General features: G+C 36.5%; 20 protein-coding genes. 1 reads left to right on the forward strand and 19 read right to left on the reverse strand.

Annotation, left to right across the window (positions count from 1 at the left end):
• The first annotated feature begins 90 nt into the window (after nt 1-90).
• Nucleotides 91-891 carry a hypothetical protein gene (locus NX902_RS22080; RefSeq protein WP_123258427.1) on the forward strand — a complete coding sequence of 267 codons (801 nt, stop codon included), beginning with the start codon at nt 91-93 and terminating at the stop codon, nt 889-891.
• A gap of 345 nt (nt 892-1,236) precedes the next feature.
• Here the strand turns inward: NX902_RS22080 and NX902_RS22085 are convergent, their stop codons facing one another.
• The 19 genes from NX902_RS22085 to NX902_RS22175 all read right to left on the reverse strand — a co-directional run bounded on the left by NX902_RS22085 (nt 1,237) and on the right by NX902_RS22175 (nt 19,815).
• Nucleotides 1,237-1,485, reverse strand: coding sequence for a helix-turn-helix domain-containing protein (locus NX902_RS22085; RefSeq protein WP_095332661.1), 249 nt, complete (start codon nt 1,483-1,485; stop codon nt 1,237-1,239).
• An 18-nt stretch (nt 1,486-1,503) separates the two neighbouring features.
• Nucleotides 1,504-1,803, reverse strand: a complete 300-nt coding sequence (locus NX902_RS22090) for a lasso peptide biosynthesis PqqD family chaperone (protein WP_123258428.1) — start codon at nt 1,801-1,803, stop codon at nt 1,504-1,506.
• Nucleotides 1,800-2,735 carry an aldolase gene (locus tag NX902_RS22095; RefSeq protein WP_341161017.1) on the reverse strand — a complete coding sequence of 312 codons (936 nt, stop codon included), beginning with the start codon at nt 2,733-2,735 and terminating at the stop codon, nt 1,800-1,802. The genes NX902_RS22090 and NX902_RS22095 overlap by 4 nt, the downstream gene beginning before the upstream one ends.
• Before the next feature lie 122 nt (nt 2,736-2,857).
• Nucleotides 2,858-2,995 (reverse strand): paeninodin family lasso peptide, encoded by a 138-nt coding sequence (locus NX902_RS22100; protein WP_123258429.1) that lies wholly within the window; start codon nt 2,993-2,995, stop codon nt 2,858-2,860.
• A 43-nt stretch (nt 2,996-3,038) separates the two neighbouring features.
• Complete coding sequence (locus NX902_RS22105; RefSeq protein WP_144547066.1) at nt 3,039-4,988, reverse strand: asparagine synthase-related protein; 1,950 nt, start codon at nt 4,986-4,988, stop codon at nt 3,039-3,041.
• Nucleotides 4,989-5,121: 133 nt separating this feature from the next.
• Entirely contained in the window at nt 5,122-6,507 is a 1,386-nt protein-coding gene (locus NX902_RS22110; RefSeq protein ID WP_341161018.1) for a sugar phosphate nucleotidyltransferase, read from the reverse strand.
• A gap of 22 nt (nt 6,508-6,529) precedes the next feature.
• On the reverse strand, nt 6,530-8,338 hold the full coding sequence (locus tag NX902_RS22115; protein ID WP_341123357.1) for an ABC transporter ATP-binding protein: 1,809 nt from the start codon (nt 8,336-8,338) through the stop codon (nt 6,530-6,532).
• Between the two features lie 3 nt (nt 8,339-8,341).
• The gene (locus NX902_RS22120) at nt 8,342-9,523 is read right to left on the reverse strand and encodes a nucleotidyltransferase domain-containing protein (protein WP_095332649.1); all 1,182 of its coding nucleotides are present in this window, start codon (nt 9,521-9,523) and stop codon (nt 8,342-8,344) included.
• Entirely contained in the window at nt 9,501-9,950 is a 450-nt protein-coding gene (locus NX902_RS22125) for a lasso peptide biosynthesis B2 protein (protein ID WP_341161019.1), read from the reverse strand. Before NX902_RS22125 ends, NX902_RS22120 begins: the two co-directional genes overlap by 23 nt.
• Nucleotides 9,951-9,976: 26 nt before the next feature.
• Entirely contained in the window at nt 9,977-10,288 is a 312-nt protein-coding gene (locus tag NX902_RS22130) for a PqqD family peptide modification chaperone (RefSeq protein ID WP_341161020.1), read from the reverse strand.
• An 11-nt stretch (nt 10,289-10,299) separates the two neighbouring features.
• Entirely contained in the window at nt 10,300-11,505 is a 1,206-nt protein-coding gene (locus tag NX902_RS22135) for a glycosyltransferase family 4 protein (protein ID WP_341161021.1), read from the reverse strand.
• 18 nt (nt 11,506-11,523) lie between these two features.
• The gene (locus tag NX902_RS22140; RefSeq protein WP_163186329.1) at nt 11,524-12,711 is read right to left on the reverse strand and encodes a glycosyltransferase; all 1,188 of its coding nucleotides are present in this window, start codon (nt 12,709-12,711) and stop codon (nt 11,524-11,526) included.
• A 62-nt stretch (nt 12,712-12,773) separates the two neighbouring features.
• Nucleotides 12,774-14,105: an oligosaccharide flippase family protein gene (locus NX902_RS22145; protein ID WP_123260352.1), complete on the reverse strand. Its 1,332-nt coding sequence runs from the start codon at nt 14,103-14,105 to the stop codon at nt 12,774-12,776.
• A gap of 47 nt (nt 14,106-14,152) precedes the next feature.
• On the reverse strand, nt 14,153-15,265 hold the full coding sequence (locus NX902_RS22150; protein ID WP_163186332.1) for a glycosyltransferase: 1,113 nt from the start codon (nt 15,263-15,265) through the stop codon (nt 14,153-14,155).
• Between the two features lie 31 nt (nt 15,266-15,296).
• Complete coding sequence (locus NX902_RS22155) at nt 15,297-15,860, reverse strand: glycosyltransferase family 4 protein (RefSeq protein ID WP_095332636.1); 564 nt, start codon at nt 15,858-15,860, stop codon at nt 15,297-15,299.
• Nucleotides 15,847-16,428, reverse strand: a complete 582-nt coding sequence (locus tag NX902_RS22160; RefSeq protein WP_095332634.1) for a hypothetical protein — start codon at nt 16,426-16,428, stop codon at nt 15,847-15,849. Before NX902_RS22160 ends, NX902_RS22155 begins: the two co-directional genes overlap by 14 nt.
• A gap of 71 nt (nt 16,429-16,499) precedes the next feature.
• Complete coding sequence (gene gmd / locus NX902_RS22165; RefSeq protein ID WP_144547089.1) at nt 16,500-17,510, reverse strand: GDP-mannose 4,6-dehydratase; 1,011 nt, start codon at nt 17,508-17,510, stop codon at nt 16,500-16,502.
• 19 nt (nt 17,511-17,529) lie between these two features.
• Nucleotides 17,530-18,681: a glycosyltransferase family 4 protein gene (locus NX902_RS22170; protein ID WP_303982442.1), complete on the reverse strand. Its 1,152-nt coding sequence runs from the start codon at nt 18,679-18,681 to the stop codon at nt 17,530-17,532.
• Complete coding sequence (locus tag NX902_RS22175) at nt 18,682-19,815, reverse strand: glycosyltransferase (RefSeq protein ID WP_144547093.1); 1,134 nt, start codon at nt 19,813-19,815, stop codon at nt 18,682-18,684.
• Between the last annotated feature and the right edge of the window lie 4 nt (nt 19,816-19,819).

A 19,819-nucleotide genomic window follows, 5' to 3' on the forward strand; every position in this document is an offset into this window, starting at 1 on the left:
TATATTTTTGTAAAAAGGGAGAAGTTTCCTATCTAATGTACTAATTTGGTAGATTACTAAAAGACTATACTTAAATTTTAGGAGGTTTCAATGAAAGCTATTATTTTATCCATCCTTTCTATTATTCTCGTGGCTATTCTTGTTATTGGGAATATCCATTGGAATATTCGGGAGGACCGTCCTCTATCTAACATCCATCCTACTAAAGAAGCAGATAGTAAAGTAGAAAATAAAGAGAATAAAGACCAGTACTTTAGTCTTGATTACTATATGAGCTTTGCAAAGTCATGGCCAGAAAGTGCACAGAAAGTACTGGAAGAGAAACTTACAGAGAAACAACCCTTTCATATATTATTGGTTGGTTCCGATGAAATTGGTGATCAAGAGCTTGGGTTAATTACACCATTGCAAGAAGCATTAGCTAGTAAATATGATAAATATGTAACAATTGATAGCATTACATATGAAGAAACTTCATCCGATTATGTAAATAATAATGAATATGAATCTATTATCGAACAGAAGCCAGATATGGTTATCTGGGAGCCTTTTTTGTTGAATGATAACGGAGTAGTTGATATTTCTACAACCTTATTGAATGTCAACCAAGTGATTAATGAAACAAAAGATGTCCTGCCAGATGTAACATTTGTTTTAATGCCAGCACATCCCCTGTATAATGCAGGCCTCTATCCTATGCAAGTAAGCGATTTGAAGAAATTTGCTGAATCGAAAGAAATTCCCTATTGGAATCATTGGGAAGCATGGCCTGAGAGCAATGATTTAAAACTTAAAGATTATTACGTTGAGTTAGGTGATAGATCACAAGCAAATGAACAAGGCTTTAAAGTTTGGAGCAGCTATCTGTCTAAAAAACTTATATCAGAATAAATCTTTTCATTAAGCGAGAATTTCTCGCTTTTTTTTTTCAAGAAAATAGTTCTGTATAACGCACATGGATAGCATGTTATCACATTTTCTGAATATTTGTAAATATTACTTTACTCCTATCTCCTTCCTGTAAGCGCTACCTAGTTTCTTCTATTATATATATTATTTTACTCAACCTTAAAGGATGTCTGTCTGCTGTAATTGTATGAATAACATAATGAATGAAAATGAAGAACGATGGGAGGATTAAAATCTTTTAGGAGGGATTGCAGGGAAAGTAGGCAGAAAGGGGATTACTTTCCCTTTAGCAAAGTTTAACTATGTATCTTTTGATGACTCTGACGTCTATTTGATCGTTCCTTTACTGCTTGCATTATTATTAAGCATATCCTTTTCAAAATCATCACTAATTAAGTATTCCACGCTTGTTCCTAGTTTAGCCGCTACTTTTTCTAAGAAGTGTAGAGAGGGATTATTTTGTAAGCCTCTGTCGATGTTGCTTAAGTATGTTTTGGATACCTCTGCCTCTTTTGCCAACCTAGATAACGAATAACCTTTTCGCTGACGTAAATATCGAATTCTTTCGCCAATCATTCATTCTCCTCTTTTCCTTTAGGTACTCTTTATTGTAATCAAACCTTCCTCTTTTAATGTTTCCAAGAAGGAACAAACATGCTGCTCGCATTTTCGTTGTGTTACGTCATACTTTTCCATTAAGGTAGCTACCACTCTGTCAATCGAGATTGGCTCCTTTATTAATTCCCAAATATCGCCTCCAATATGGCCTAAATTATAGTATTTGCTATTCGCAATGCTTAACATTACTTTTTCTCCATTCATATCACTCACAATATGTCCTAGGGTTTGCACAACGATCGTCTGTTTATCTATTTGCGTTTGTGTTTTCCTCATTTGTCTTCTTCTCCCTTTTGCTTTGTTAAAATAAGTTCTACCAGTTCATTTACAGTAAAGCGAGATTTCGGCCGCTCGATTTTATAAATAAAGGTACTTTTTAAGAATTTAGATGTGGTTATTAAGTGCCATTCCAATAAACCTAATGGTTGTAGAAAGCTGTTCCGAAAAGTATGCTTATACAATATTTGCAGCCGTTCAAGATTCCGTTTTTCTTTTATTTCAATCTTCTCTCCATCCTTTTTTGTGAGCTCAAAGATGCCTGCCAGCGGGAGACAGCTTGTTTCAAACTGCTGTTCTATCGGCACACTAAATTTCTCTTCTCGATAAGCAATCGGTTTGAAAGAACGATTAGTCATTTCAAACTCATGCAAACTCTCAAGCCATAACTTTTGATAGGGATAGGTAGGGATAACAATTGGATTTCCGCCTTTATTTAATTGGACTGGAATAATGTCGTCACTTATCAATTTATAGCCTTTTTGTAAAAATGCTCTTGCTAATGTGGACTTGCCCGCGCCACAGTCCCCTACAATGGCATATACTTTTCCCTCTATCACAATTCCACTGCCATGAAGAGGAAGAATTCGTTTTTGCATGAGCAGAATACCCATACATGTACCTAATAAATAGAGGCGCATTTCATCCATTTTATTTGCCGACAACAACGTGATAGAAATGCTTTCTCCTTTTTCGATTAAGAATATCGCGATATTTGGAACATGGAAGAGAACCATATCCCTCTCTATGACAAAATAGTTATTTGCCTTTGCTTTAGCTTTAGCATTCCAATATTCCCGCAGGTCCTTTTCTTTAATCACCAGTTCTGGAATGGCTTCTACCTTTTCTTCTTTACATAACTCCGGCAGCATGAATTCGCTGTACACATGGCATCCAAAAGCATAATAACGAAATGCACTTTTTGTTATCATATGTCCCTCCTACACCTTCTTCCTTATCCTATCAAAAAGAAAAGCCTCAACCTTCTTAGCAGCGAAGGATGGAGGCAGATTGAAAAAATATAACTATTATGTCCTAAAAGTGGAATTGAGCATTAGCTCCAGCCAAGATCAGGGAATGGCGTTCCCGTTTCATATGTTGCATCTAACTTATTGTTATTAAATGGTCCTGCCATCGTTTCTTTTACATCTAAAACTTCTAAGTTCGGCTCTTTCCATTCAAGCTTGTTCATCTTATCACCTCCTTTCAAGTTGAAAGATCTAGTAACTTCCTACTCATCCTGCCAATTTTAGCTTCTTTAGAAACCGATACACGATAATGCTTCTGAACAATGCTCGGACATCAGGATCCACTGCGTATTCAGAAATTGCTCCTTTTCCTAACTTATCCAGCCCCCTTTTCAAGCAATTATAATTGATATAAGAAAGAATCACTGGATCTTTTGAAACCTCCCTAGCCTCCTGCAATAGACTCTTCCAATGGGGAATCACTCGATAAAGCCAATCCGTCCCTTGAGCCCCTCTTATTTGCTGATTCAGTCGTATTTCATCAGGCAAATACCCCTCCGTACTTCTTCTTATCAGGGCACGATCCATTCCCTTCTGTACATACTGATCTTCTGGAATAGACAAACAAAAACGAATAACTCGTATATCATTTGTCGGGTCTCGACTGATTAATCCATATTTCAGCGAAAGTTTGGTCATGAATGTATTGGAAGCATTCCAGTGAAATAAGTCATCAAAATGTCTTCTCCTTTGCTCAAATGCGTTTAATTCAGAAAACCATCCTGTTGCATCCATTCCTGCTTCTGCTAATTTCGTATATATTCTTGTTTTCGCTGCAAACTCTGGATTAATCAGCGGCGGCGGCCCTCCCGTTGTATATTTCTTCCTTTGCTGATTTAAAAAAGGAAAAGTTTCTCTAAGCACCATCGCAGCAACCCTTTTCCGCGGTCTTGCAATGTTTTTGCTATATGCTTCCACTTCTTTATAGAGCTTAAGCAATCTACATTGTTTTAGTAGAAGAGGAAAATAATCCTGCACCCCTCCCCACGATATAGACAGGTTTCCGCGATTTCCATTCAGAAGAATACCAATGTCCCGTTTTTGCGCCTCTTCAAAAATCCCCTTAATCCAAAAGGAATTTTCAAAAAACTTATAGGGCATTTCCATTATTTCTAAAAATTCGTCTATCTGTTTGTAGGAATCCTTCCCTTCGAAATCCAGATAATGATCCTGCAAACGGCCAATATAATTCACTGTTTTATGTACAAAGGATGATTCATTGGCTACTAAATTCTTCGGACCAAATGGAATAAAATCTTTAGGTGGTATATAGCTAAAAGTATGTAAGCCAGCATCTTCTGGAAGATGTTTGGCTGCTAAGCTGACAACCGATCCTGAATCCAATCCACCACTTAACTGAGACCCCACCTTTTTATGGGTTCTAAGCCTTGCTTGAACAGCTGATTGATAAATCTCCTGAAATGCTTCTACATAGTCATTATCACTAGGTAAATGTATTGGTTTTACTTCCGAGCTTATCTGACTATATCTCTTTACTTTTTTCCTTCCTTTTTCAATTGTGATGCTATGTGATGGCGGCACTTGCTCAATCCCGACAAAAGGCGTAATGGAAGAATCAACCGTATCTACTACCCCAGCAATAGCTAAATATTCAGCTAGCCATTCCTCATTTAACTGTTGCTTGACATTTGGTAATTTCAATAACGATTCTATTATTGTTGAAAAGTAAAACTGCCTATCCTTATACACATAATATAAAGTTCTGCTTCCCGAAAAGTCTCTTGCACCAAATAACTTTTGCTGCCTTTCATCCCAAAGAAAAAAGGCAAAATCTCCAATCAGATATTTCGGGGTTTCTTCCCCCCATTTAAGATAAGCAAGAAGGATTAACTGCGTATCAGAAATAGTTTGCTGCAAGGAACGATCAACCTGCAGGGATTGAAACAATTCCATTCGGTTATCGATAATAGAATCAGAGGTAATTACCACCCCGCTCGTTTTATCGTAATAGGGATTTCTCTCTCCCATTGATTCTGGTGTAATCCACCGTGCATGACAGCCAAGGAAAATATTCATTCTGCTATATACTTGAATATCATCGGAAGGGAATCCTTGAAACCCATTCATTATTTTCCCAGCATACTCCGTTGCTATGTTCGCTTGATTTTCATATAAGATTCCAGCTATACCACTCATTTATTGTACTTCACCCTCATTTATTCTTAATAAAGAACGAAACAGTTAAAAAAATACGAATATTGAGTAGTGTTCCCCCACCTTATTCTTTATTAAGAACATATCATACTAAAGCCTTCCTAGCAATACCTGTTTATAAATTTATCGCGAGATTTTTAAAGGTTATTTCATTCATTATTTGTTTCCATTCTAGAGAGAATCGATAAATATCCTCTTCAACTAGCTCACTACCAGTCTGCACTTCAATTATCTCCATTGTACTTGTTGCTCTTAAAGCATGCTTTGTTCCTAGAGGTATATGAATAACATCCCCTGACCGAATATGCTGTAGTTGATCATCTAATACCAGGACACCCTCTCCTTTAACAATTGTCCATACCTCACTTCGTTTGTAATGAACTTGATAGCTCAGATTCTTCCCTGTTTCTACACATATTCTTTTTGTTAAAACTTCATTTCCTTCGAGATATTTCGTATGTTCTAGCACCTTATACCAGCCCCACCTTCTCTCTTCAAACATAGGTCTTTCTATTAGGTCTTTTAATATTTCCTTCACTTGCAGACTATCCTCTTTATTTGTTACTAAAATACCATCTGGACTTGCCGCCACCACCACATCATCTAAACCAATTAATGTAATAGGAATATCCAACTCATTTACAATATGAGAATTGGTGATCCCTTTACTAACAAAGCCCTTTCCACTAATCGGATTTTGCATTTCCTCTGTTAACGTATTCCAGGTTCCAAGGTCTTTCCAATAGCCCGTATAAGATAAAGCAATTACTTGCTCTGCCTTCTCTGCCACCTCGTAGTCAAAGCTATTATGGGGTAATAGGTGATATTGACTTACTAGTTGTTCATATTGAATAGGGTAGCCTCTTTCCAACAAGATATTAAGCAGATATTCGATTCGGAAAGCAAACACCCCACTGTTCCATAATCCGCCACTTTCTATTAGTCTTTCTGCCTCTTCTCGTCTCGGCTTTTCCTTGAAGGCGGATACTCGGATATAGTTCCTCTTTTCTTCATCATAAGGAACCATATATCCATATTTTTCAGAAGGATAGGTTGGCTGCACTCCTATTAAAGCAAGCTCTGCAGTACTTTCTATCAGCGTTTTCTCAAGCTCTTTTACCTTTGAAAAAAAGTGATTCTCTACAAAAGGGTCAACAGGAAGTATCGCTATCACTTCATGAGGACTGCAGCCTTTAACAGAATATAAATAGACAGCAGCTAGAGCAATTGCTGGAAATGTATCCCTTCTTGTTGGTTCCACCACAATCGGCATTTGTGTTCCCACTTGTATTTGAATCATTTCCACTTGTGATTTACTTGTTGCAATCAGCGAATCCTTAGCAAGATCATTTTTTTCTAGCTGTCCCCATACTCTTTGAACCATCGATTCCTTATTGCCCTCTTCATCGGTTAACACTTTCAGAAACTGCTTTGAACGGGCATCATTGGACAACGGCCATAGACGTTTGCCAGAGCCGCCAGACAATAAAACAAGTTTCAATTTCATCCTCTCCTTTTTGAAATTAAGCCAACGTTTGATTTCTAGCTAATTCTTGGGAAACAAGCATTTTTCTTAATGCTCCCTTTGTTTGCGTCAATTGCTTATATTCTCCTTCTTGTATTACCTTTCCAGATTCCAAGACTAATACCTTATCTGCATTTCGAATCGTTGATAAACGATGAGCAATTACGATTATCGTCATTTTCCCTTTTAATCGATCAATAGCCTGCTGAATCTTCTGTTCATTTTCACTATCTAATGCACTTGTTGCTTCATCTAGTATGAGAATAGCTGGTTTTCTCAAGATGGCCCTCGCCAAAACAAGACGCTGGCGCTCTCCGCCTGAAAGCCTTATTCCTCTATCTCCAATAACCGTATCCAATCCTTCCGGCATCTGTTTAACAAAGTGCTCCGCAGCAGCAAATGACAAAGCTTGCCATAATTCCAGTTCTGTCGCCTTTGGTGCAACCATTAATAAATTAGCTCGAATGCTGCTATGAAATAAAAAAGGCTCCTGAGCAACATAACTAATGGAATTCCGATATAACAGTAACTCCTCCTCTGTTAACGATTTTCCGTTTACAAGCAATCTGCCTTTTTCAGGCTGCAGCAAGCCCATTACTAAATCGACTAATGTCGTCTTTCCCGCTCCTGACGGCCCAACTATTGCGGTTGTTTTCTTAAGCGGAAAATGAATATTTACGTTTGTTAGTGTCCAGTCTTCCTGAGATGCTTGATAGCGGAAATAGACATGGTCACATTCTATTGCTTGTTCGAGAATAAACGGCTCCCATTCCCTTGTGCGAAAGGTACTCCATTCTTGGCTTTTGTTACTTTCCGCTTGAACACGCAGAACATGATCTAATGCCGGAAACATGGAAACAATTTGTTCTACATTACTCTGCAAGGAGGAAAATCGCGGCCATAATCTTGAAAAAATCAAAATAATTACCATAAGCTTCTCTGGCGGCAGTTTAAGAAAGGAAAAAGAAATAGAAACAAAAAGAACAATCAAGAAACCAGCCATCAGTCGATAAATGAATACAGACTTAGTATTTAAGTGAACTAAATTCATCACATTATGGTGTATTAAATGAGACTTAGACTGAAACCAATCAAAGAAAGATGGCTCAAGCATATTGCTTTTCATATCTTTCATTCCACTAAACTGTTCTGTAATTCCTCCAAAGTAATCGTTCATTAACTCTGTTGTTTCTTTGCCGATTGTTTTAGAATTCCTCACGAATTTCCTCATAAAAACACTAAGTAGCCCCCCACTAATTAAGACAATGCTTGTTAAGGATGGTGATAAGAGAAAAGCCAGCATTATTTGAACAATAGTAAAAAATACAATGCTGATTAATTGGATAATACTATGTGTTCCCACGCCGATTCGTGATATTTCTGTTGTGAGAATATAGTTAAAATCCGACTTTCTTTTTCTCAGCATGTATTCCCACTTCACTTTGATAAGTGATTCATATGTCTCTAGTCGCAACTGTTTAATAAAGTTCTGCTGGATATCTGTATTTAAAATCGTTTGACTCCGTTGCAGCAAAGCCTGGCCAACTATCAATATAAGATAAATCAATAAGACAGAAGCCAAATTTAGTTGAAAAGGCAGCTTTTCCATTGCTGCTACTATTAAAGTAATAGGAAACAGATCATTTATCTGCATATTCAACAATCCAATAACAGAAAGCATTGGTATTAAAAGATAAATGCTAATTCCTTCAAGGGCACTTATTAGAATGCTAAGAAAAATATTAAGATACATCTTCGTTCCAGTAACTGCCTGCAGTTTCTTAAAAAAAACAATAAGATTTCTCATTTTCTAAAGTCTCCTAAGTGAAACTTTTTGCTTTAAAATTACTCGCCACAGCCATAAAATCGGTCTTAATGGAAGATAAAGAAAGTGCAATGATTTTGGTAAAGGAAGCACTTCTGCATCCCATGAATTGGCATAGAATTTCCGAATAATGTAAGCTGCCTTCTGCTTAAATGGTTTCATCATAAATAGATACTTTTTTCCTTCCTTATCCCATGTCTTGTCTGGAGGATGAAAAAAGTTGATTCTTTCTCTCATGAATAGAAAAGCCTTTTGTGCAAGTCCCTTCGATTGCTTCTTTATCTTTCTCTGATACCTTTTTGGGCTTAATTGTAGGTTTTCTACTAAATAGAGCGCTTGTTGATAGAGGTGGCAGGCTTGATTTTCCATAAAGACCATTGGATAACTATTAATATCTTCTTCTCTCTTCAGCAGTTGCACAATATCTACTAGCCACCGAATACGAAACCAGCCATGACGTGCCCCGTGTGTAACAAGATAATAACACAATATTTCCTCACCTAAAGTATGGAATGCTGTTGACCCTATAGACACCGTTTTGCGATTATTCCATAAGTCTGCAAAGCTCGGCTCTTTACTAGGACCGGGATGAAGTCTCCAATGCACTTCCACTTTGCAATTTTTCTCTTTATGAAGGAATTCAAGATGATGGTTTCTTTTTTGCCAATCTTTTAATTTTCGTGGTGGTTCATACTCCATTTCATATCCTTTTGCTTGCAGTATTTCTATCGTCGACTTTAAATCTTGAAAGGAAATCAGAATGTCAAGATCGTTGGAAGTTCTAGAAGATAAGTCTCCGTACAAATAATAGGAAAGAATTGGTCCTTTTAAAGTCAGCATGCGGATCTCATTCTTCGTTAATGCAGTTGAAATATTATCTAGTTCTTTGATCAATTGGAGCATTTTGATTGTATTGTCTTTATATAAACCCTCTACTAGTTTGACTACGTTGTTAGGCAAATAGGGAGAGTCTGTACCAGACAGTCTTAAATAGATGGATGGATACACTTTATGAAAATAAACTAACTGAAGAAACTCCTTCCAATCTACCTTTTTATGAAATTCTTCTATCAGTTTTACGGAGTCTTCTTCCTCATTCAATAGCCTTAATAACAACTGCAGTTCATTAGCACAGCTATGCAGATCAATTTCTTCTGATCCCTTCATTCTTTTCACCTCTTTTACTCATACCACCGGCAAATGTATTCACAACGGTGAACCGTTGTTTACCGCGTGCACCTGTCACATAATGAGAACCACTTCTAACCCATGCATGTGCCTCCATTTTGCCTGCTTGGTCCCTAGCAATACCTAGATATAAAGTGGTTGGAATCTTTCTTCTATTTAACATTCTCGTTGCTGCAATTGCTTGGACTAGGCAAGCACTTTCCCAAAATGTATATTTGCTCATCGTCTCAATCGCCAAAGATACATCTTTTATCATCTTTTCATTGCCATTTACCTGAACTTCCGTTTCCATCGATTCTTCGCCCAGACTAGGAGCAACTTTCGCGAATGGCAATAGTTTCAAAAACCTGCCTCTTGCCAAAAAAATAAATGCCTCCATCATTAGGCATTTTAGTTTAAAATCCATTTCTATAAATTTCTTGACTTTCCGTATCACTCTAAACATGCTTTTAAATCTACCTTTATTAGTAAATTATCTGCTAATAATTCTGCTAAAAAATATTCTACTTGATGCTCACATTCTTCTTTTGAAACTTCATAGTCCTCCATTAACATTGCTACGATTTGCTGCTCACTTATCGGATACTTGCAATATTCCCATATCACAGTCCCTATTTCTCCAATCTTGTAATACGTATTATTTTGCTCATTCCATATATACATTTGGCTATTTAATTCTTTACATGTATTTTCTTTATTAACTTGATAAAAACAATCTCTCACTAACTCCTCATTTAATAACATCATCATCGCTCCTAACTGATTGATTGTTTCTTTGTCCAGTGAACGTCTGAAATGATATAAGATTTTACTACATTGATTTTCGTTGCCTTTTCCCAAATTTGCTGTTTGAGCGCTATTTTTTCCTCTATAAACTGTTTGAATTCTGTACGAAACCGTTCCGGAGAGAAATTCAAAGCATGCTCTCGACAATGGACTGGATTGAATGGTAATCGTTCGAATTGCTCCACAGCCCTTCTTATCGCTTCTGGAGTTTGGTCATAGAAGAAATACCCCGTTGGATGAAGCGATTCATTGTATCCTTTGACCGTTTCTAAGGACCCCCCTTTTCCATAAGCAATGACTGGCGTACCACAAGCCTGTGCTTCTAGAGGGGTTATGCCAAAGTCTTCTTCCGCTGCAAAGATAAAACCTTTTGCTCGCTGCATATGGTCTTTTAACACTTGAAAGGATTGATAGCCCATCAAGTGAACATTTGAACCTGCTTTCGCCTTAATTTTTTTAAAATCCGGACCGTCGCCAATTACGATTAATTTCTTATCTGGCATCAGAGAAAATGCTTCAACTATTGTATCTATTTTCTTGTAAGGAACCATCCTGGAAGCAGTAAGGTAGAAATCCTCTTTGTCTGGATAAAAGCTAAATTTAGAGATATCCACGGGCGGATATACTGTTTGGGATTCTCTTTTATAAACCTTCCAGATTCTTCTTCCGATAAAATCAGAATTAGACATAAAAAAATCTACACCATTTGCTGTTCGATAATCCCAATTACGAATTTGGTGCAGTAGAAATCTAGTTAAATATCCTTTTATTCCTTTATCCATCCCTGCTTCTTTTAAATATTGGTGCTGAAGATCCCAAGCATAGCGAATAGGAGAATGAACATAAGAAATATGCAGCTGATCTGGTCCAGTTATGACCCCTTTTGCTACAGCATAGGAGCTAGAGATAATGAGATCATATTTAGATAAATCTAATTGTTCAATGGCTAATGGCATTAAGGGAAGATACGCACGGTACTTCCTTTTCGAAAAAGGAAGCTTTTGAATAAAAGTCGTGTTCACTTTCTTATGTTGAATAAAATGCCGATCTTTCTCATCTAAGTAATCGACTGTACTGTAAAGGTCTGCATCTGGATAAATCTTGAGTATCTCCTCTAGTACTTTTTCTGCCCCATTATAAACTACCAGCCAATCATGGATAATTGCTGTTTTCATAGGAATGCCTCCTTTTTATCATGCCTTCTTTCTCTTATGCAGCCAGTGTTCAGAAGTTCCCTCCTTTTCACTTGCTAAAGCTTTTTCTATTCTCCATTCATTGATTTTGGTATCAATAAACGCTTTAAATTCTTTTTGAAAACGTTCATTCGAAAAATATAAGGAGTGATTTCGGCAATTAATTGAATCTATCTGGATATGCTCAAACTTTTGGACAGCTGCCGCAATTGCTTCCACATTTTGTTCATAAAAAAAGAGCCCTGTTGGACTGGTAGATTCATTGTATCCTCTAACTGTCTCCCGAGACCCGCCTTTCCCGTATGCAATAACAGGTGTTCCACATGCTTGCGCTTCTAATGGAGCAATGCCAAAATCCTCTTCGGCAGCAAAAATAAAGCCTTTCGCACGCTGCATAAAGTCCTTTAATACTTCAAAAGGCTGGTACCCCATCAACATAACATTTGGTCCAGCTTTTGCTTTAATTTTCTTAAAGTCTGGACCATCTCCTATGACAACTAGTTTCTTGTCTGGCAATAAAGAAAAAGATTCTACAATGGTATCTATCTTCTTGTACGGTACCATCCGTGATGCGGTTAAATAAAAATCTTCTTTCTCATCTCTTAACGTGAACGCAGATACATCTACTGGAGGATATACTGTCTTGGCTTCCCTCCGATACGTCTTCCAAATTCTCCGCCCAATAAAGTCAGATACGCACATAAAAAAATCCACACCATTTGCTGTTCGATAATCCCAGTTTCGAACATAGTGCAGAATGAACCTTGTTATCCAGCTTTTCATTCCCTTTTCAAGACCCGATTCCCTTAAATATTGATGCTGCAAATCCCAGGCATAGCGTATTGGTGAATATACGTAAGAAATATGCAGCTGATCCGGACCTGTTATCACTCCCTTTGCAACTGCATGAGAACTGGAGATGATTAAATCGTATTTAGAAAGATCCAATTGCTCGATTGCTAACGGCATAAGAGGAAGATAATTTCGATACTTCTTCTTCGAAAAAGGAAGCTTTTGTATAAATGTTGTTTTCACCTGTTTATTTTGAATAAAATGCCGGTCTTTGGCTTCTAGATGTTCGACCGTACTGTATAGATCTGCATCTGGGAAGAGTTTAAGTAATTCCTCCAGCACTTTTTCCGCCCCGCTGTAGACTACTAACCAGTCGTGGATGATGGCTGTTTTCATAAGATTCGACCTCCTTCAGTATGCTTGCTACTAAAAAACTATTAGAAATTTATTAGTTTTACTCATACATTTTTGTTAATTGTCGATTTATGTTTCTGAACTTTATTTATATAGATTACACTTAATAGTACTTGCAAAAGTGATTTATATGAATCTATATAAAGGGTGAATAATGACCTATAGTTTACCCCTATCTTACAGCTTGCATGTAAATTTACAATCCATTTTGCAATCGAACTACTCACTACTCCCAACGCTGCCGCTTCTCCACCCATAAATCTATATAAAAGTACTGTAACAATTAACCCCACTATAATACCTAAAATCTCCGAGCAGGTAATTCTATGAAACTTAGCTTCAGCTGTTAAAAAGTTGACTAATATCGCATTTCCTATCGAAAAAGGGACACTGCTTAAGAGTATTACCCCCATAATGATGGAATCTACAAACTCTTTTCCATAAATTAAAGGAATCACTAAAGGCAACACACTACTTAAGAATATTGATACAAAGAATGTCCCGTAAAATAGCGTCCCATGTATTCTTTCCACCTTCATATATCTCTCGGTACCCTTTAAATCCATTAATTTAGGCATCAAATAGACACTTATTGCTCCATGAATTAGGGATATCAACATATTTCTAATACTTACAGCTACTGTATATAAACCTAAAATAAACGGACTTAGAACTAAGGAAATCACCAACTGATCCATTTGATTACCAAAACTAGATGTTATGGAATAGCCATAAATTTGAATACCTCTCTTTGTTAATTCTTTTGTTTTATTTAAAGTGTTATTTAATGTTGGTTTGATAAACTTTAAAACCATTAACAAGGAAATGATACAAATAAGAACATTTAATAAAGTAGTTATAACAATGAAATTATAGACATTGTATTTACCAGCAAAAATAAGAACTAAAATTATTGTAACAATCCCAAATGGCGTCATTAATTTAATCGCCATCACATGCTTAAACTTATTTATACCTTGTAGACTTCCTATTAGACCATGTGACATTATTGCGAAAGGTAATGCTAGTAATGATATTTTTGCCATATTTATAATAGAAGCGGGTTGATTGGAGATTATCATTGGAAAAACTATAAAGCCGATAATTAAACCAACAGGACCTATAATAGCATTAAGTATAAAATACGCACTTAAATAGCTGCTTTGTTCCTTATTATTTTTCTTTCCTAAGAAAGTAAGTGCACCAGGCAACCCAAACGTAAAAAGCAAGATGAATAAATTCGGCCATCTAGTTGCTATTGCCAATTCCCCTCTCCCATATGCTCCTAAATAACGTGCACTTAATATACCAGTAATTAAATTGATAATCATTATAAATAGATTGACAGATAAACTAGATAAAAATAATTTTTTCATCTAATAGCTCCTATTATTACGATAGTTTTCCACATTTATTCCTATATTCATCTAACCTCAATTGCATTTTCATATACTGTTAATCTCTGCTTTGCCGCTTGATTCCAACTATATTTTTGAGCAGTATGATAAGCATTCACTTGTAAATCATATAATAATGCCGGTTGGTTAATTAACTTTTCAAGAGCATTCCGCAATAACTCTTTATTCCTCCTCGGCACCACAAGTCCATCATGCATATTCGTCAAAATATCTAACGGACCTGGTGTTTCAAAGGTGATTGGCGCCAGACCACAAGCCATAGCCTCTATCAATGTTTTTCCAAATCCTTCAGATAAAGAAGGAAAAAGATTAATTTGGTAATGTTCTAGTAGTTCCGGCAATTCGCTATGTTTATATTTTTCCATTACCTTTACTCTATTTCTTACCTCAGGAATGTAATCTTGATAGACCGTTTCCCTATTACACCCTGTTCCCAGAAAAGTTAGTTCTATATTTGGATACTTCTGAAGTAGTTCATTCATTACTTCTGATGTATATTTTATCCCTTTTCTTTGAATGTAACTCCCGATCTGTACTATTTTAATTGACTTACTGTCACCCCTTTTCCGAGTAAATTCTCTCCCTATAAAGTAATCTGGTATACCATTGGGAACAATATAGACGCTTTTAGGATTGACTTTGAAATGGTTGATTGCATATTTCTTATCATTTTCATTTAAGAATATAGACACATCAGACATCTTTATAGACTTAGCTACTTCCCAAAGTCTGAACCCACCCCAATATATAGGATATTTCCAACTTAAATTCACATGGCCATTCTTTGATTCTTTTAATAGCTCATGATGGGCTAAATGCTCTAATCCGTGACTACTAAAAACGGTAGTAGGACGATTTCGCATAGAAGATAATACCCAGCCATCCCCTGAAGCGACGTCTATCACATCATAATCATTCCATTTCATCTTATTCCAAGCTACTTTCCACGGGAATAAAACCTTATCCGTTAGCCCCCCAGAAAAACTTTTTAAATCATCCATGAAATACGTATCGGCCTGCACGCCTAACTCTCTAAGAGCATCTCTAAAAGCTATTCGAGTACCAGAAACTCCGGTATTTGGATCATAATCAGCACTTGATATTAGAGCTACTTTCATTTTCACACCTCAAATGTATTTATATAATTGTTTACTGCCTAATGTGAGAATTAATATACTTTTCTACTAATGACACTGTTTTTCTAATATCAAAATTATCTTTGAACTTGTGATAGCCATTTCTCGCAACATAATTATATTTTTCTTCATTTTTGTAAAGCAACGCTATTTTTTCGGCTAATTGATTGTAATCTCCTGGTGAATATAAGATACCTGTGAAATCATCCTCAATTAACTCCAACGGTCCTCCTATCCCAGCTGCGATTACTGGCTTTCTAGAAGCCATTCCTTCAATAATCACCCTGCCAAAAGGCTCTGCTCTAGTAGAAGCATGCACTAGGATATCGATATCTTTCAGTAATGCCAAAACGTTTTCTCTATGACCTAGAAACTGAATATAATTACAATCCTTTGCTAATTCTATTAAATGATTCTTGTACTGAAGTTCTTCTTCTTTCGCAAACAATACATCTCCAATTATCAAAAATTTGATCTCGGGGTACTTTGGGTGCAAAAGCTTTGCTGCCTTAATGAACACGTCTTGCCCTTTCCATCTAGCTATCTGACCCACAATAGCAACTTTAAATTCCCTCACGACTTCTAACCTCCTCTAATGGAAGGATTCCGTTATAGACAATTTTTGTCTTCTCTGTTTTTCCAAATTGACTGGATACAGACTTTGAAATACATATAATTTCGTCCGCAAACTTTGACAGCAAAACAAATAATTTCTTATTTATTCCACCATCAATAATATCCCTTACATGCCAAATAACTTTTTTAAATGCCAGCTTCCCAACAACAAGTCCAATAAAATGGGCTTTCATTGAGTTAGAATAGACAATCTTTGCCTCATTCTTATACATGAAAGAAAAAAGTCTAACCATTGGGACAAATAAAGAGAATATGGACAAGAACCTTAAGGTGCTTTTTTCATCTCTGTTATACTTCAATACTTTCTCGGAAAATGGAATGACAGCAACCTCCACACCAGAAATTTCCGATACTCTTTCCACAAGTGGACCGTCTTCAAAGCATACTAATGTGGGCTGGAATCTTTCTTTGTTGATATAGGTCAATATATCAATTAAACTTCTTTCTCCCCCTCCAATTATTGCCGTGTGTACTAGGAACAGTACTTTAATCTTTCCAACTTGCTTCACTGGCTCCCCTCCTTTTCGCCATTTTTATACATAAAAAAGAAGCAGTTCTTGACTACTTCAAAGTTAATTTTCTATAAATTTGCTAATTTAGGAAAAAGAGAAGGATAGCTGTTTAGTTCTTTCCTTATTCTCTGTACATCCGCATCCACCATTACTTTTACCATCTGCTCTAACTCTGTCTTCGCTCTCCAATTTAACTTTCTTCTCGCTTTCGATGAATCTCCCAAGAGAACATCTACTTCTGCTGGACGGTAGTATTGAGGATCTATCACTACATAGTCTTGATAATTTAAATCAAGATAGCTAAAGGCGATTTCACAAAGTCTGCGTACAGTTGTTGTTCTTCCAGAAGATATAACGTAATCATCTCCTGATTCTTGTTGAAGCATCAGCCACATTGCTTCTACATAATCTGCTGCATAGCCCCAATCCCTTTTGGCTTCTATATTGCCCAGCCTCAATTCCTTTTGTATCCCCATCTTTATTCTTGCCGCAGCATCTGTGATTTTTCTGCTGACGAATTCAATTCCCCTCAATGGCGACTCATGATTGAAAAGAATGCCACAAGAAGTATGCATTTTATAGCTTTCTCGATAATTAATTGTCATCCAGTGTGCGTATAATTTAGCCGCTCCATAAGGGCTCCTAGGGTGAAATGGTGTTTTTTCTGTTTGAATCTCCTCCTGCACTAATCCAAACATTTCACTTGTTGATGCTTGATAGAATTTTATCCCTGGATTCGTTAACCTTATAGCCTCCAGAATATTCACTGTTCCTATACCTGTGATATTGCCTGTTAATACTGGCTGTTCCCAAGAGGTCCCAACAAAGCTTTGCGCTGCTAAATTATATACTTCATCAGGTTTGGCTAACTGTAATGCTCTTATCAAAGAAGACAGGTCTGTCATATCTCCGTCAACTAATACCACTTCTTCCTTAATTTGCAGATACTCTAATCTCCATAATGTATCTGTACTTCTTCTGGCCAGTAACCCAAACACTTTATATCCTTTATTTAATAGCAATTGCGCTAAATAAGCTCCATCTTGACCAGTTATCCCAGTAATCAGTGCAGATTTCAATCATCTCGCCATCCTTCCTTTATCCCTCTAGGTTGTCTAAGAGCTTCACTCTACTCGACCATAAACAATTGCTATTAACCCACTTATATCCATTTATCCCTATTTCCTTTATTAGCCGCTTATCTTGCTGTAACATCTGAATCGTGTTTACTACCTCTTGAATATCTGTAGCATTTACTAGGTAGCCAGTCGTTCCATTCACTACTGCATCTGGCACTCCTCCGTTGTTTCCTCCTATAACTGGCAATTTATGCATGCCCGCTTCTAAAAAGACGATTCCGTAGCCTTCTACATCTCCTTGCTCTTTCAATTCCCTATTCAACATAATAAATAAATCCGCTGCCTCATATAATGCTTCCAATTCGTTCTGATCTATGGCCCCTGTAAAAATTACAAACTTCTCTAATTGTAATTTCTTTGTCTGTGCTTCTAACTTTTCACGTTCTGGCCCCTTGCCACAAATAATATATCTAATATTCGGATTATCTTGCACAAGCTCCTTTAATGCTTCTAGTACTTTATCATGGCCTTTACGCTCTACTAGTCGACCAACTGTTAACAAAACAAATTTATCCTGGAGTTGGTACTTAGTTACTACTGCTTCTTTATGTAACTTTTTAGATTGAAGATTGGCATGGATTCCTGGATGAATGACCATTAACTTACTTTCATCGATACCTGATTGTATCAGCACATTTTTCGTATAATTGCTATTACATATTATTTTCGTGGCATGTTTTAAACTATAATTTAGTAACTTATACTTTAATGGATTGGTCTTAGACTCAAGAAAATCAAGTCCATGAATATAAGGATAAAATTTTACCTTTAACCATTTACTAGCGAACGGACCAACTAATCCAATCGGCATTATATTTCCGAAATGGAGTTCCTTTATATGATGGTTTCTTTTAATGGACCAAATAGAGAAAAATAAAACAAATAGCTGCACTACTTGTTTGACCATGGACACCTTGTTAGAAAATCCGATTCGATACGTTGGAAAGGACTGTTTGCCATCGAATTCTTTATAGACGTCCTCTCCTAATCTATTAGAAGTTAAAACCACTGTTTTCATAGGATCAAGATGAGAAACAAGCCCATATACATAGTTTTGAATTCCCCCCTTTTCTGGTGGAAAGTCTACAGATATAAATAATCTATTGGTCATTTATATCACTTCCTTTTTATAAATATCAGCTTCTTTATCCAGCATTATCTCCGAAAGTATCTTTTGTCCCATTTGTTTATTGGAAAATAGGCTAATCGCTCTTTCCCTCCCCTTTATACCCATTCTATGAAAATCCTCCATTTCTATTAGAGCTTCTATCTTGTTTGTTACCATTTTAGGAGAGTCTGAATTAACCAATAATCCTGTTTCCATATCCTTTACGATTTCAATTGAACCAGGGGATTTGATGGCAACGACCGGCTTTGCATGTAACATCGCCTCTACCATCACTATTCCAAAAGGTTCTCCCTTAGCTGTATGAACATATATATCCATTGCGTCATAAAAAGGAGCTACATTTAATTGATTGCCAGTAGTGATAATATACTCACTCAATCCTTTTTCTATAATCAACTGATTTATCTTTCTTTCATATTCATTATCGAGATTATAAAGATTTCCGCCTACCATTAAAAGCTTTACCCTTTTGTTTTGTTTAATCAATAACTCAACAGCCTCTATCAAGATATCTTGTCTTTTCCAACCTTGTATCCTCCCAACATTACCCAGAACTATTGTCTCTTCATCAATCCCATATTTTTCTCTAATTACCTTTCTACTTTTTAAATCCGGAGAATGTTTTGCTACATCTGAGCCTGGAAAAGTGCAGAAAACTGGTTTATTAGTTAGCTTTTCTTGTGCTAACTTTGCAATGTTGGAGGAACTGCCAATTTTCTTTGCAGGTAATTTCGGTGTGACTTTATCAAAAAAATTGGGAGGATTGGGAACCCCATGCTGCCACCAGTATGTTGGTTTTTTTGCAAAGTAATTAGGAAGTGCAGTAAACAGATGGGCTTTAGGCATCCAGTTTAATACGATGCTTGGATTTATTTTTTTTAATACTTGATTATATTTTGTCATCCAGATTAGGACTCCCACCCCATTTTTCATCCTAGGTATTTCTAAATAATGTGTCCTAATCTTCAAATTCTCTACAGCTTTCTTTAATTTTCCGTCTTTCATAAATAGAACTTCCAACTCAATTTCCTCTTTAATGCTAAAGATTAGTTCATAAAGCATTGATTCTGCACCACCACCGAGTTCACCTACAGATGAAATTATCAATAACTTCACATTA

It is taken from the genome of Niallia sp. FSL W8-0954, assembly GCF_038005605.1.
In the GTDB taxonomy this organism is placed as follows: domain Bacteria; phylum Bacillota; class Bacilli; order Bacillales; family Cytobacillaceae; genus Niallia; species Niallia circulans_A.

Coding starts and splice junctions, on each gene's coding strand:
- NX902_RS22115 (WP_341123357.1), bottom strand. CDS start 8,338: ATGAGAAATCTTATTGTTTTTTTTAAGAAACTGCAGGCAGTTACTGGA.
- NX902_RS22145 (WP_123260352.1), bottom strand. CDS start 14,105: ATGAAAAAATTATTTTTATCTAGTTTATCTGTCAATCTATTTATAATG.
- NX902_RS22095 (WP_341161017.1), bottom strand. CDS start 2,735: ATGATAACAAAAAGTGCATTTCGTTATTATGCTTTTGGATGCCATGTG.
- NX902_RS22080 (WP_123258427.1), top strand. CDS start 91: ATGAAAGCTATTATTTTATCCATCCTTTCTATTATTCTCGTGGCTATT.
- NX902_RS22100 (WP_123258429.1), bottom strand. CDS start 2,995: ATGAACAAGCTTGAATGGAAAGAGCCGAACTTAGAAGTTTTAGATGTA.
- NX902_RS22140 (WP_163186329.1), bottom strand. CDS start 12,711: ATGAAAACAGCCATCATCCACGACTGGTTAGTAGTCTACAGCGGGGCG.
- NX902_RS22150 (WP_163186332.1), bottom strand. CDS start 15,265: ATGAAAGTAGCTCTAATATCAAGTGCTGATTATGATCCAAATACCGGA.
- NX902_RS22105 (WP_144547066.1), bottom strand. CDS start 4,988: ATGAGTGGTATAGCTGGAATCTTATATGAAAATCAAGCGAACATAGCA.
- NX902_RS22090 (WP_123258428.1), bottom strand. CDS start 1,803: ATGAGGAAAACACAAACGCAAATAGATAAACAGACGATCGTTGTGCAA.
- NX902_RS22085 (WP_095332661.1), bottom strand. CDS start 1,485: ATGATTGGCGAAAGAATTCGATATTTACGTCAGCGAAAAGGTTATTCG.
- NX902_RS22120 (WP_095332649.1), bottom strand. CDS start 9,523: ATGAAGGGATCAGAAGAAATTGATCTGCATAGCTGTGCTAATGAACTG.
- NX902_RS22135 (WP_341161021.1), bottom strand. CDS start 11,505: ATGAAAACAGCAATTATCCATGATTGGCTGGTAGTTTATAATGGGGCA.
- NX902_RS22130 (WP_341161020.1), bottom strand. CDS start 10,288: ATGTTATTAAATGAGGAGTTAGTGAGAGATTGTTTTTATCAAGTTAAT.
- NX902_RS22125 (WP_341161019.1), bottom strand. CDS start 9,950: ATGGATTTTAAACTAAAATGCCTAATGATGGAGGCATTTATTTTTTTG.
- NX902_RS22170 (WP_303982442.1), bottom strand. CDS start 18,681: ATGACCAATAGATTATTTATATCTGTAGACTTTCCACCAGAAAAGGGG.